This is a genomic window from Bdellovibrionota bacterium, from assembly GCA_035292885.1.
In the GTDB taxonomy this organism is placed as follows: Bacteria; Bdellovibrionota_G; JALEGL01; order JALEGL01; family DATDPG01; genus DATDPG01.
Window position 1 is genome coordinate 1 of sequence record DATDPG010000072.1, and the last position, 12,489, is coordinate 12,489.

Sequence of the window (12,489 nt, forward strand, 5' to 3'; positions counted from 1 at the left end):
GCTTCGCACCGACCGTTTTCTCCCTCCTCGGGCAGCTGGTGCGAAGTTTCTTTGGGCACCCTTGGCTCCGCCTACTTATTCCCTCCTCTCAGGGCTAAGGTCGGCATTCCACCGACCAGGTGTTGCCCATACCGGGCGCACCGCCAGCGCTTCGCGCTGTCACGAAAGCTGAACCTACGGCCTTCGGCCGACTGGAGTCTCTCACAAGCCCCCAAACCGAGTTACGGCGCGGGGCCCTTGGGGGGTTCCGGGGGGAAAAGGACCCCGCGCCGATATCTCCAATCCACAAGAATCAGCGTAATCGGCATGGCCATTTCTCGTCAGGCACAGGTTGTCTGGTAAACTTAAAATGATTTCTTGAGTTAAAATGGACACAGCATCAGACCCCTTATTTCAGTCCGAAGTCTTGCTCTTTTTTCTCCAGATCGTCGACGATCCTGTGTCTGGCGTTTTAATTTTTCTGAGTCTTGGACTGCTGATTTTTCTGCTTGTTAAATCTCGGAAAGAACCCAAACCAAACTCCTTGACTTACGCGATTGCGTCTGCCGGCTTAGCATTGGTAATTTTCTCTGTCTCTTTAGCTGCCACGAAGAGTCTCATGTATGCACTTTTTTTGATGCCTAAGGCTTTTTTATTGGTTGCGGCTGTCGCTTTCATCATGGGCTGGCTGGCGGCGCTATTTTTCCTGTTTCTTCGGCATAGGAAGGACACGGACGCAATTAACCGTCGATTTGTGAACGTGAAAATTTCCGTTTGGATTCTGGCAGTAACGCTGTTGGCTGTGGGGACACTTTATGTACTTTTAAAAACTCGAGCCGAGAGACAAGTTGCAAAGGACTTAACTCAGTTTGCTTCCATGATGTTGCCACCCATTGCTTCCGATGCTGATCTCTCCAATCCGCGGGGCCAAAGTGAAAGAACCAGCCTTTATCTGGAAGGCCCACAATTTACTGATGAAGGTATGAGGCAGTTAAAAAACTTCTCCAGAGTCACCGAGCTGAAAATCAAACGCACGGAGGTCACAGACAACGGTTTCTCGCATGTTAAGGAGTTGCCAGAGTTAACGAGCCTGATGTTGGTGAGTAACTCCAAAATTACGAATGCCGGACTAGGAGTGCTACGGGATTTGCCTCGGCTTACGGAGCTCTATCTGATTGAAGGTACATTCTCCGATAACGGCCTTGCACACTTGGGTGGGCTTCAACGCCTTGCACGAGTCACAATAAGGAATCCCCAACTTACGGATAAGAGCCTGGTTCACTTAAAGAAAATGACAGGTCTCATGTATCTTGGGCTTGGAAACACCGAGATCAGCATTGCAGGAGAGGCTGCATTAAAAAAAGCGCTTCCAAGCACGCGCGTACAAGTCCAATGAAACACGCGAGGACACGGGGATGAGTGAGATTCGGATTCCATGCTTTTCACTCTTGTTTTGCCTGTTTTCTGCTGTTTCTCCATTTGCACAAACTGGGCAATTCGAGTGTCCACCTGGCACCGAGTTTAAAAAAACTGAGTCCTCAATCAAGAAGGGCGGCGTCGCCGTTGGAACAGAAGAGTGGTGTGAAAAAGGGGATACAAACGGTAATCCAATCAAGCATGGTAAGTGGCTAATTCGCTATGCCAACGGCCAGAAAATGGCCGAAACAGAATACAAAGACGGCCAAATGAATGGACTCTCGACCCAATGGTTGCCCACGGGACAAAAATCGTCTGAAGGGTTCATTAAGAATGGAAAACGTGATGGGAAATGGACCGGCTGGCACCTTAACGGTCGAGTAGCCTCCGAAGAAGAATACATCGATGGTAATTTAAGGCGGACCACATCCTGGACAGAAGATGGGCGCATGTTTCTTCATCCCATCGAGTATCCCGATCCAAACGATAAGGTTGCGAAGGTAAAACAAAGTTTGAGAGGGCTCTGGTATTTTTTATCATGGAATTTTGTAACCTTGGTCGTCTGCCTTCTGCTCGCCGTTGCTTATTGGCAGCTCTTTCGGCGCGCCAAGAAATGGGACAACACCCACAAAATAGGCGCGAGAACAGGGATTTCCGGGTCGATCATAGCCGTAACCGCTGTGATTTTCACAATGGTTCAGAGCGGCGGTGGACACCATGGGCTTGGCTTCTTCTTTTTACCCATCCTTGTTCCGATCGTCGGAGCCGTTGGCTTTGCTGTGGGTTGGGCCCTCTCCATCCCCATAATGTTTTACATAGAAAGAAAGGAATCCAAGGCCGTCGAAAAAGTTCACTCTATCGGACGTCCGCAAATCATCATGGCCGTGTGTATTCTCGCCGTTGTGAGCGCACTGAGCATCAGAGTTTTTTATCCTCCGTACCTCGCGAAAAAGGCAGAAATGGCAACACAACCTGAACAGATAAGAACGATTTATGGTAACTGGTGGGTGAAAATCTTCCCCCACTTTAATTCGACAGCGGCGGTTTTTAGGTCCATAGCCGGTAACAAACAGACTCCCGTTGAGATTCTCCGCGATATTGCTGCACATCACGCGCCTGGTTATGTCGAAGTCTCACTTGCTACCAATACAAATACGCCGCCGGATGTTTTGACTCAGCTAAGTAGTAATAAATATAACTTTGTCAGAGAACGCGTCGCAAGCAACGCAAATACTCCCACAGAAGTGTTGATCAACTTGAGCAAGGATAATGCCTGGGAAGTAGTGGCCCAGGTTGCAAACAATCCACACACCCCTCCCGAGATTGCTGTTGAAACGCTGAATAGATTGAGTGAACACGCGCATTATCCACTCAATGCGCGAGCGAAAAAGAAATTGAGGGAACAGGGAATCGTTCCTCGTAATAAACCGGCCGAGCGAATTGAGAAGTCGAGGTAAATTCAGATTTCGGGATTTTCATTTTCTCAGGCCTTTTTTTGGATGGTCGAAAAAACTTTTCACTGCCCCATTACGCTGATTCTTGTGGATTGGAGATATCGGCGCGGGGTCCTTTTCCCCCCGGAACCCCCCAAGGGCCCCGCGCCGTAACTCGGTTTGGGGGCTTGTGCGAGACTCCAGTCGGCCGAAGGCCGGATTGCACGCGGGGTGCGGGGGACGCGGCGGCTAGCTTCTACTGGTAGAGTAAAGTTGGGATAGCTTCCTTTATGCGCGCACTGATTTACAATTCGGACAAAATTAGCCAGAGATGTCACGGCGTTTTGAAATAAGGGTTGAGCGATGAGAGTTCTGATGCAAGTTTTTATCGGAATGGCAATGATCTGCGCAATGGCTTTTCGAGACGTTCAAGCGTGCACTTGTCCGCCACGCCATTCGGGCGACTTCACGGAGGAAATCAGGCGAGCCGATCTCATTTTTCAAGGGAAGCTCGTATCCGCTTCCGGTCCTGGCTGGAACGCTGAGTTTGGTCGGCCTGAACAAATTGAAGGCGCGATGGAAGTTACTTTCCAAGTCGTAAAAATTTGGAAGGGTATTGATGCGGAAAACGTCACCATGTCTACGCCCGGTATCAGCTCCATGTGCCAGACATTTCCGTTCACACCAGTTCTCAAAACCGAATATCTCATATTCGCAAAGAGACAAAGGGACGGCACTTTTTCAGAAGATTCATGTGGTGTTTCGGGCCCCATACATGCGCTAAAGACAGCGATTAAGGCTTTGGGCAAGGCGCGCAAAAGCGCTAAGGCTCCGGCTAACCAGGACAGCGCATCTCAAAAACACTGCCGGTACGTTGAGGAAGTATTGCAGAGAACTGTGACCCAGGGCGAGACGAAACAGTGGCAGGATGTCCCGGTTCCCCGATGTTATTGCTCGCAGGCTGTTTTCAACGGTGCGGGATTGAAGGAGATTGGGTGGACGACAGGTGATTTGAAGAATGGTGTTTACTGTATACAGGGCGACTTTGATGGCAACGGGACTCCTGACTTCGCGTTCCCAGGAAAAGGATTTAGTCAGAAGAACCGGGTCAAAGCCAAAGTTGTTCTCTTCGGGCCGGAACAAATTCTTAAGACGGTCGGGATTGAAAGCGTGGGTGATTTACACACTTTGGATCAGCGCGTGCCTGTGCCTCATAAAAGCGGCGATTGCCTCGTGGAATTCTTCCCGGCCATTGACATAACCACCCCCGGGGACGCCGTTATTTACTGCTACGATGGTGATCAATTTGCTACTCATCCAATGGGACGGAGATAATTCGATGCATTGGAACAAGATGTTCGACAACCGCTGTATGAAAACGCGTTTATCGGCAATGATCTTGGTTTGGACCGTATTGGGTTGCCAGCAACCTCCAAAAGAAGAAGCGAAGGTTGACGTGGGCGATATGAATCGTCTTCAGGCGGAATTAGCAGCGGTAAAGGATGATAGGGCTAGAATGCAGAAAGAAATCGAGAATCTGCAGGCGCAATTAAAATCCCAAGAGACGTTGTCGGCGCTGATCGAGAGCTCGTTTCTAAACTCCCCCAAACTTGGCTTTACGTCCGTGACGTTTATTCATGATCTTGTTTGTTGTGACCAGGAGGCAACTACATCTGGTGTGGAATCGGCTTCGGGATTTAATTGCGTCACCAAGATTGAGACCTGTAAGAGCTGGGTCGAATCCGAACAAAAAAAGGCACAGGTCTTGTCCGCCGGCCTTTCCGAATTAGCGAAATCGCATACCAACGTGAAACCATTTCTTCGGGGCTGGCGTGTGGCCAATCTGATCGTTAGTCACGTAAGCAAACTTAAGGGCCATCCAATTCGATCGCTGCACTATAATTTTATGGGAGCCAGCGAACTCGTTGCAACGGTAGAACTCAAGGATTACCGCGTGTTTCTTGTGTATCTAAGGCCAGACAAAGCGGTCGCGTCCGTAGTCATCCAGTCGGCTGCCGGCACACTGTTGGAGCCAGTCGAGGCACGAGTAGGTCGAAACCAAATCCTCATTCGGTTTTCCAGGCAAACAAATATGGGATGTGACATACCGGACTTTCGGACGGAGGAGACGGTAGTCTGGAATTATGCGACAGATGCTCACGAGATTATGGCGGTAAAAAACGTGAAGCAAGACGGGGGTGGAAAAGGTTGCCTAGAAGGCGCGGTAGAATGTACGCCTTTGTTGGCCACTTTCAATCCACTGGAAGCGATGCCGGATCAGTGGTGCGTTGAGACCTGCGAGGCACATGCAACGGAGTGTCCGCCCAAAACCGCGGTTGGTGACCCGTCAAAGTATATCAGGCTAGTACGGGGAAATTCTGACAGACAATAAGGATACGGAGCCAATCGACGTTTTTCTGCGCGCCCACGATAGTTTCTTTTTGCCCAATGTGCTCAATAATCGGTCGGACGTCGAGGCAGCCGATCTTGAGTCAGGCTAGTCCGTCGAGATACTCAGGGGTTTGATTCCATCAAAGCGAATAACCGCCGTGCCCTGAACTGGGTTGACCACAACAACCGTTGATCCGAAAAGTAACTTGTCCAGAAAGATCGCAAGACATCCACCATTGTTAATGCGAGCGGACGGATACGCGATGGCCTCAATTTCAGAGTGATCAAACGCGAAGGCACCAATTTTCTGGGAATAGGCGGGGATCATCAGCACGTCTTGGAAGTACTCCCAACTTTCATGTTCAACGCTGAGTAGGATGTCTCGCTGGATTCCATTGGTCTCACAGGCTTCCGCCGTACGAAGATCCCAAACGCGCTGGAGATCGACGATGACGGGAAAGTACTTAAACGAGTGGATGGGCCGGAGGCCGTGCGTACACTCGGTTAGAGCCGTTTTTTCTGAATCACCAACATAAAGGACGCGCGCGGCTAGCACTTCGCTCCGAGGTTTAAAGTTAAATCTGCCACCTCGACGAACGGCTCCGTCCGTACTCAAGGGAGTTTGAGAATATTCGTCGCGGACTGCTCGCCCCCATGGATCATTGTCGAACGAGCGGACAGTCTTGGGATCAAAATGGAACTTAGATAAGAGCTCTGCAATTCTCTTTTCCTCGGATTTTGCTTCATTGGTGACTTCCGCAAGAAGTGCGGACGTGGGTTTCCCAATTATGACAACTTCATCTGGTTCGTTCAGTGCGACCTGCTTTGACGAACCTTTAATACCCTCCCTCACCCGCGCGAATCCTTTCAATGAGACTCAAAACACCATCCAAATTTCCCCGCGTGAGTTCATCCATTGGAGAACGGCCGCGCCATTCCTTCAAGGGTGTGTGAAGCCATCTCTTAATCTCATCGGCTTCTGCGATTTCGGCCAAAAGACTAATGCTGTAGAGTAGAGGTTGAAGTTGTTTAATCATTTCTGCGGTCGCGAATTTGTGCCGTTGGAGTGTACGGGTGCTTTTGTTCGTAAGTGTGGAAAACTCGGAAAGAGTTGCACCTAGGAATTTTCTAAATTTTGGCAACGATAGGTTGGCTCCCTCATAATACGGTAGCTTTCGTTGAGCATCGCTGATCAGTCTTGATTGGTTCATCGCAGTTTCATTACGCCGATGGCGTTACTATGTCTAGCAATTGTCTCATAATTGACACAAATCTGTCTACAGCATGGCAGCCTTTTGGGAGAATCGTATACACTAAGTTATTAAAACCACTTACTTTAATTAAACACGAGCTGTTTTGCCATCAATAACACTGCGTGGCGCGGGGAACCTTTAGCCCCTGCTAAAATCAACGCCCGCGCCAATTTGCCGAAGTTGGTGGGTTCCAGGCCGGCCGATGGCCGTAGGTTCAGCTTTCGTGACAGCGCGAAGCGCTGGCGCGAAAGGTGATGGTTAGCAGGACACTCGCAAATCATGGAAGGTGTTTTTTGCAAAGCGCTCACGCGCGTGCAAACTGCATGCGTGAGGAGGGGCCGTCTTCGGCCCCGACGAAGGCAGGCAGTTTGCAATCACGACTTCTCGAATTTGGACTTGAAAAAAGTTCGAGCAGAGGCCCACAATCCCCGCTCGCTTCGGGGCCCCGTCAGGGGCGGTGAAGCGAGCGGGCGGGTGAGAACACCCGTCAACGCGCGACCAGCGGGCCCGGATCTGCCTGAACCTCGTCGCAAAGAACTTCGCACGATGATTCACGAAATTTCGATGGGTTGTCTAAGCGCTTGTCGCGTGTGAACGTCCGGTGAGAATCCCCCTCTCCGCTCCACAAAATAAATAATAATAATTTTTTTATGAATTCTTAAGCGGCACGTGCTTGAATCTGCACTCTGTAGCCGATGGCAGAAAGAATCGCGACCAGCTTGTCAATGGTCATGTGCCCGACTTGACCCGAAAAGATTCTCCACACGCGATCCTGGGTTAATCCAGGAACGAATGCGGCTAATCGACGTTGACTAATTCCGTTTCTTCCACAGTACCGCCGGATCACTTCCACAAGCTCGCCCTTAATCCGAACCGTCTGCGCATCCACCCCCCAGTCTTTCGCTAGCTCCTCTATCGAAAGCCCTCTTTTTTTCTTATGTCGCATAAGGAATCCTTTGAACCCGTTGTCGAATCACTCGCTTATCCTTCTCCTGAAGCGCCTGCGATTTCTTATGAAAGGCGTATACAAACACCAACAGTTCTTTTTCGTGAATACACGAGATCGCGCGCCAATTTCCTCTGTAATCTTTCACTTTAAACTCCTGGATTCTAGTCTGCTTGTCGATCGAGAAGGTCTTAAACGAGGTGTGCGGCAATCGCTCCCTTTTCAGGAATCGATCCACAAGCAACCAAATATCCTCCCGCGTCTCCTCAGAGAAACGCGCCATTTCCTCACGAAACGCCGGAAGCTGGAGGATCCTCATTCGGCACCCGGCGTGACTGTAAATATACTGTCACATGTCCTCGCCTGTTTCAAGCCCATCCCCAATGCTCCTTTTCTTAAACGATTCCGGGATATTATGAAATCTTCCTAGCTTTACCGAACGCATCCTGCGACTCCTGAAGCACTCCTTCGCCTCTAGACGGCTTGTCTTTATTTCCGTGATCACCCTTCAGGCCATATAGCCGATTCGTAAATTCCGTGATACCTAACGTTTCTTTTCGGAGGGTGGGATGGAAGCGACATCTGAAACGGGCCGGATTCAAACTTTTCTTCAGCAAGATCATCGGGAGATCGACGAGATCTTTATGGCGCTTCGCCGAGAGATCCGGATGGTGACCGACGGAAGGCCCTTCTTGGTTGAATCGCTGCGCAGCCAGTTCCAGATGTTCGATAAACGCCTCGAGCGACATATCCATTGGGAGGAGGATCTTCTTTTCCCGGCGGTCGAGGAGACCAGGCCGGATCTTAAGGAAGGGCCCGGCTACGTGATGCGGCTGGAACACGAGGATATTCGGAGGCTCAAGGCGTCCGCAAATCAGAGACTTTCGAATCCGGAACCAAAGGTCGAAGCGCTGAAGAGCGCGGCGAGCGATCTGGAAGAGATGTTCTCGATCCTCAAGGATCACAATATGAAAGAGGAACACGTCTACTATCCCATGGCCGACGAACTATTTTCCGCTTCAAAGACGGGTGAACTGATGAAGCGATTTCGTGCGTCCTAAGGAACTTTCGCTTAGGTTCAGGACATGTACGCCAAGGTCATCGGAAAATTCGGGCTCCTTTTGGCTCTGGTCGCCACGCTGAACGGCTGCCTGATCTTTACGTACCGCGTGAAACCGCCCGAGGCCTGGGATGCAAAACCGACTCCGCCGACCCGCCCGGAAAAAATGTTTTACTCCGTGGGATCGTTCGGGGGCTTGACGTTCGGGGGGTACGACGAGCTGCGTGCCATGATGGCGAAAAACTCGATCTTTCCTCAAACCGAAGCGGTCACCGCGACACCGTCCAAAGGTCTGTACGTAAGAGTCGATGTCGAACAACACGACCCTTCGATCGGATCGTTGGTCTGGGGATATATTGCACTCTCATTTCTCTTGATCCCGCCGGCCTATTCCGGGAGCAGCGGCTTTATCGTCCGATATCAGGTTTACCGGGACGCACAGCCGGTGAAACTTTATGAATACGAGATCCGGCGAAAAGGTCTCGGCTGGATCGTTCTCTTGCCGTTCGCGTGGGTCAACTTCCTTACGTACGATGAGGAAGACGCTTTTCGCGTGGTGACGAATCAGTTTTTCCAAGACGGAATTCGAGACGGCTTTCTGGCCGCAAAGAATCTCTGACTGAATTCGTTTCGGGGCATTCCGCCCGCTCCGAACGCTCCCTCGGTCGCGCGCTACCAAACTACTTGCGATTTCACAAAGGTTATGGGGGAATAATCGGCTCGTATGCCCGCAAAAAAGCCGGAAAACGCCATTACCCCCACCCGCGAGGAGGATTATCCCGAGTGGTATCAACAGGTGATTAAAGCGGCGGATCTGGCCGAGATATCGCCGGTTCGCGGCTGCATGGTGATCAAACCGTGGGGCTACGCCATCTGGGAAAACATTCAGCGGGTCCTAGACCGGATGTTCAAGGAGACCGGCCACGTGAACGCGTATTTCCCCCTCTTTATTCCGCTGAGTTACCTGGAGAAAGAAGCCGAGCATGTGGAGGGGTTTGCCAAAGAGTGTGCGGTGGTCACGCATCATCGCCTCAAGGCGGGTCCGAACGGCGGTCTGGTGCCCGACGGTGAATTGGAAGAGCCGCTCATCGTCCGGCCGACCAGCGAGACGATCATCGGAGCTTCGTACGCCAAATGGGTGAAATCGTACCGGGATCTCCCGGTACTGATCAATCAGTGGGCCAATGTCGTCCGCTGGGAGATGCGCCCCCGGATCTTTCTGCGCACGACCGAATTTCTTTGGCAGGAGGGGCATACCGTCCACGCCACGAAGGATGAAGCGGTCGAAGAGACGCTTCGAATGCTCGATGTCTACGAACGCTTCGCCCACGAATATCTCGCCATGTCGGTCATCAAGGGTGAGAAATCGGCGGGAGAGCGCTTCCCCGGAGCTGTAAGCACGTACACCATTGAAGCGATGGTCCAGGACCGAAAGGCGCTGCAGGCCGGCACGTCGCACTTCTTGGGGCAAAATTTTTCGCGCGCATCCGGAATACAATTTCACGACGAAGCCGGAAAACTCGAACATGCGTGGACAACGTCGTGGGGGGTCACGACCCGCCTGGTTGGAGCGCTCATCATGGTCCACAGCGACGACGACGGGTTAGTACTCCCTCCCCGCCTGGCGCCCAAGCACGTGGTTCTTCTTCCGATCTACCGAAACGATTCGGAGAAGAACACGGTGATTAACTACTGCGAGAAACTTTCTAAAGAACTGAGTGAGAAGAAGTACGCCGACGGCAACGTGCAGGTGGAACTCGACCGGCGCGACCTGCGCGGGGGAGAGAAGGTCTGGCAGCATATTAAACGAGGTATCCCCGTACGCCTCGAAATCGGCCCTCGCGACATTCAATCAGACGCCGTTTTTATGGCGAGGCGGGATAAGTCGCCGACGGAACGAACGAGCGTCCCACGCGCAAAATTCGTGGCCACGATCGGCGAACTCTTGGATGAAATTCAGACCGGGCTATTCGATCGGGCTCTGGCGTTTCGGAAATCGATGACAAAGGAAATCGACTCCCTCAAGGAATTCGAAGCCTTTTTCACGCCGAAGAACGAGGAAAAGCCGGAGATCCATGCAGGCTTTGCTCTGTGCCATTGGTCCGAAGAGGCCGACACGGAAGAAATTCTGAAACGCCTGAAGGTCAGCCTACGCTGCATCCCCCTCGAAGAAGCGAAAGAAAAAGGCAAGTGTCTGTTCAGCGGAAAGCCGAGCTCGCAACGTGTGGTATTTGCCAAAGCGTATTGACGTCGCGGGGGTCCTTTTTCTCGTCGGCCTCGTCTCATGCGTCAAGATCCCCGAGACCGGAAAATCCGCGCTTCTTCTGACCTCTCCAAGTTTTGAGAACCAACTCGGCGCGGGCGGTTATAAGGAGATTCTGGCGAAATCGAAGATCAACCAGGATCCGAGGCTGAACGATCTTCTGCGCCGTGTCGCCACGCGGATCGCCGCCCAGACCCGAAGGTCCGATTTCAAATGGGAATTCAAGCTGATCGAGTCGAAAGAAAAGAATGCCTGGTGCATGCCGGGAGGAAAGATCGCCGTCTATACCGCGATCCTGCCCGACATGATGAACGAAGCGGGGATGGCGACCGTCCTGGGGCACGAGGTCGCCCACGCCACCCTTCGGCACGCCGGACAGCGGATCAGCCAGCAGATGGTGGTGAATTTGGGGCTTTCGTTGGCGGAGATATCGCTGGGGAACTCGGCTCAGAGGGACACGATCATCGGCCTCCTGGGCGCGGGGGCCACCGTCGGCGTCATCCTTCCTTACAGCCGCGATCACGAATCGGAAGCGGATCTTGTCGGTCTTCGATATATGGCTGGGGCGGGGTATGACCCCCAGGAGTCGATTCAATTTTGGAAAAGATTTTCCAAAAGCTCCGGCGGAGCGCCGCCGGAATTTCTTTCAACCCATCCCGGAACCACGACACGGATCTCCGACCTTCAAAATCATCTCGCTGAAGCCAACCGGCGCTACCAAACCGCCTCCCAGAAATATGGTTCGGGGGAGAAGATCTGAAACCTTGGTACGGATTTATTGACTTAACGCACGGCGACCGCCTAATCTTTTTAATCCAATTTTGCCGGCCACCATCTTCAGGGGAGGAAATCACGCATGAAAAGTATTGCTTTATGTTGTTCGGTTCTGGCGGTCGCACTCTTTCTGTGGCGCTGCAGCGACGATGGCGGTGGCTCGCAGAATGCGTCGACGTCGACGTTTGAGAGCCCAAGCGGGGCGATAACGGACGCGAACGCAACGCAAGTGGTGAACGATTCCCTCGACGTCGCCTCCGGCGATGCGGGGCTCGCCGTCGAAGGACTTCCATTGGCTTCCGGAAAGCTAAATATTCGACGAATCCCTAAATTTGGAAAGAGCCGTCAGGCGTTCACCGAGAGCTGCGTTACGTTTACGAGCTCCAGCGAGGCTATCTGGGACCTTAAGTGTGCTTCGGATGCTGGGGATTTTGATCCATGTACTGCAAGTGGCACGATACCATTTAGCGGAGACGGTACGAAGTATGAATCAAATTACAACGATGTTTCGTTTACGTGTCCGACGGACAGTGGCGGCCAAGATACCTTCACTTGCAATGGGAGCATCAATGGCGACACGTCAACTAGCATCCAGTGTGAAAATGGGAGCTGTTCTAATTCGAGCGGGGATGTAGAGACTTGGAATTATTGTAATTACTTTGGCACAACATCCGACGACATCTCAGTTGATGGAGATGGTGGCAATGTTGTCTGCCTCGCGCTTTATCCGAACGCAGATTGCACCACCGTGTGCGGCGACTTTGAGGATGAAACCGGTTCGGTCAAAATCGGATGCCCGGTATCGAGTAAAGACGACTCGGTCTGTCCCAGCGACGCCACGGGTATTGACGAGGTTTCCGATTGCGTCCAGACAGTCGGCGAGACCTGCCAGTAACCGGATATCCCACCTATCAATACGCGGAGGCGCGCTTTTCGGCGCGCCTCCTCAGGATCGCAGTCAGCGAACAAGTCGT

At 52.0% G+C, this 12,489-nt stretch carries 11 protein-coding genes; 8 read left to right on the forward strand and 3 right to left on the reverse strand.

The genetic code is table 11. The features are described 5' to 3' along the window. Window positions 1-367 precede the first annotated feature (367 nt). From VI895_05465 to VI895_05480, 4 genes are all read left to right on the forward strand, one after another. Complete coding sequence (locus VI895_05465) at window positions 368-1,375, forward strand: hypothetical protein (protein HLG19248.1); 1,008 nt, start codon at window positions 368-370, stop codon at window positions 1,373-1,375. A gap of 19 nt (window positions 1,376-1,394) precedes the next feature. Then, entirely contained in the window at window positions 1,395-2,852 is a 1,458-nt protein-coding gene (locus VI895_05470; GenBank protein HLG19249.1) for a hypothetical protein, read from the forward strand. Window positions 2,853-3,191: 339 nt separating this feature from the next. Then, the gene (locus VI895_05475; GenBank protein HLG19250.1) at window positions 3,192-4,163 is read left to right on the forward strand and encodes a hypothetical protein; all 972 of its coding nucleotides are present in this window, start codon (window positions 3,192-3,194) and stop codon (window positions 4,161-4,163) included. Beyond that, window positions 4,123-5,220 (forward strand): hypothetical protein, encoded by a 1,098-nt coding sequence (locus tag VI895_05480; GenBank protein HLG19251.1) that lies wholly within the window; start codon window positions 4,123-4,125, stop codon window positions 5,218-5,220. The genes VI895_05475 and VI895_05480 overlap by 41 nt, the downstream gene beginning before the upstream one ends. A 105-nt stretch (window positions 5,221-5,325) precedes the next feature. Here VI895_05480 and VI895_05485 read toward each other — a convergent pair whose 3' ends face one another. Together VI895_05485 and VI895_05490 are read right to left on the reverse strand one after the other, a co-directional pair. Continuing rightward, window positions 5,326-6,072 (reverse strand): RES family NAD+ phosphorylase, encoded by a 747-nt coding sequence (locus tag VI895_05485; GenBank protein ID HLG19252.1) that lies wholly within the window; start codon window positions 6,070-6,072, stop codon window positions 5,326-5,328. A gap of 1,335 nt (window positions 6,073-7,407) precedes the next feature. Then, window positions 7,408-7,737, reverse strand: coding sequence for a type II toxin-antitoxin system RelE/ParE family toxin (locus VI895_05490; GenBank protein ID HLG19253.1), 330 nt, complete (start codon window positions 7,735-7,737; stop codon window positions 7,408-7,410). A gap of 250 nt (window positions 7,738-7,987) precedes the next feature. Between VI895_05490 and VI895_05495 the strand changes: the two genes are divergently transcribed. The 4 genes from VI895_05495 (at window position 7,988) to VI895_05510 (ending at window position 11,501) form a co-directional block, all read left to right on the forward strand. Further along, entirely contained in the window at window positions 7,988-8,479 is a 492-nt protein-coding gene (locus VI895_05495; GenBank protein HLG19254.1) for a hemerythrin domain-containing protein, read from the forward strand. A gap of 24 nt (window positions 8,480-8,503) precedes the next feature. Beyond that, window positions 8,504-9,097: a hypothetical protein gene (locus VI895_05500; GenBank protein ID HLG19255.1), complete on the forward strand. Its 594-nt coding sequence runs from the start codon at window positions 8,504-8,506 to the stop codon at window positions 9,095-9,097. A 105-nt stretch (window positions 9,098-9,202) separates the two neighbouring features. After that, window positions 9,203-10,726, forward strand: a complete 1,524-nt coding sequence (gene proS, locus VI895_05505; GenBank protein ID HLG19256.1) for a proline--tRNA ligase — start codon at window positions 9,203-9,205, stop codon at window positions 10,724-10,726. Then, window positions 10,710-11,501, forward strand: coding sequence for a M48 family metallopeptidase (locus tag VI895_05510; protein HLG19257.1), 792 nt, complete (start codon window positions 10,710-10,712; stop codon window positions 11,499-11,501). Before proS ends, VI895_05510 begins: the two co-directional genes overlap by 17 nt. A gap of 737 nt (window positions 11,502-12,238) precedes the next feature. Here the strand turns inward: VI895_05510 and VI895_05515 are convergent. Next, window positions 12,239-12,489 (reverse strand): hypothetical protein (locus VI895_05515; protein HLG19258.1); only part of this gene is annotated, 251 nt, incomplete at its 5' end.

Excerpts from the sequence above, each read along its gene's own strand:
- VI895_05475 (HLG19250.1), top strand. The coding sequence starts at position 3,192 with ATGAGAGTTCTGATGCAAGTTTTTATCGGAATGGCAATGATCTGCGCA.
- VI895_05480 (HLG19251.1), top strand. The coding sequence starts at position 4,123 with ATGGTGATCAATTTGCTACTCATCCAATGGGACGGAGATAATTCGATG.
- VI895_05465 (HLG19248.1), top strand. The coding sequence starts at position 368 with ATGGACACAGCATCAGACCCCTTATTTCAGTCCGAAGTCTTGCTCTTT.
- VI895_05490 (HLG19253.1), bottom strand. The coding sequence starts at position 7,737 with ATGAGGATCCTCCAGCTTCCGGCGTTTCGTGAGGAAATGGCGCGTTTC.
- VI895_05470 (HLG19249.1), top strand. The coding sequence starts at position 1,395 with ATGAGTGAGATTCGGATTCCATGCTTTTCACTCTTGTTTTGCCTGTTT.
- VI895_05500 (HLG19255.1), top strand. The coding sequence starts at position 8,504 with ATGTACGCCAAGGTCATCGGAAAATTCGGGCTCCTTTTGGCTCTGGTC.
- VI895_05495 (HLG19254.1), top strand. The coding sequence starts at position 7,988 with ATGGAAGCGACATCTGAAACGGGCCGGATTCAAACTTTTCTTCAGCAA.
- proS (HLG19256.1), top strand. The coding sequence starts at position 9,203 with ATGCCCGCAAAAAAGCCGGAAAACGCCATTACCCCCACCCGCGAGGAG.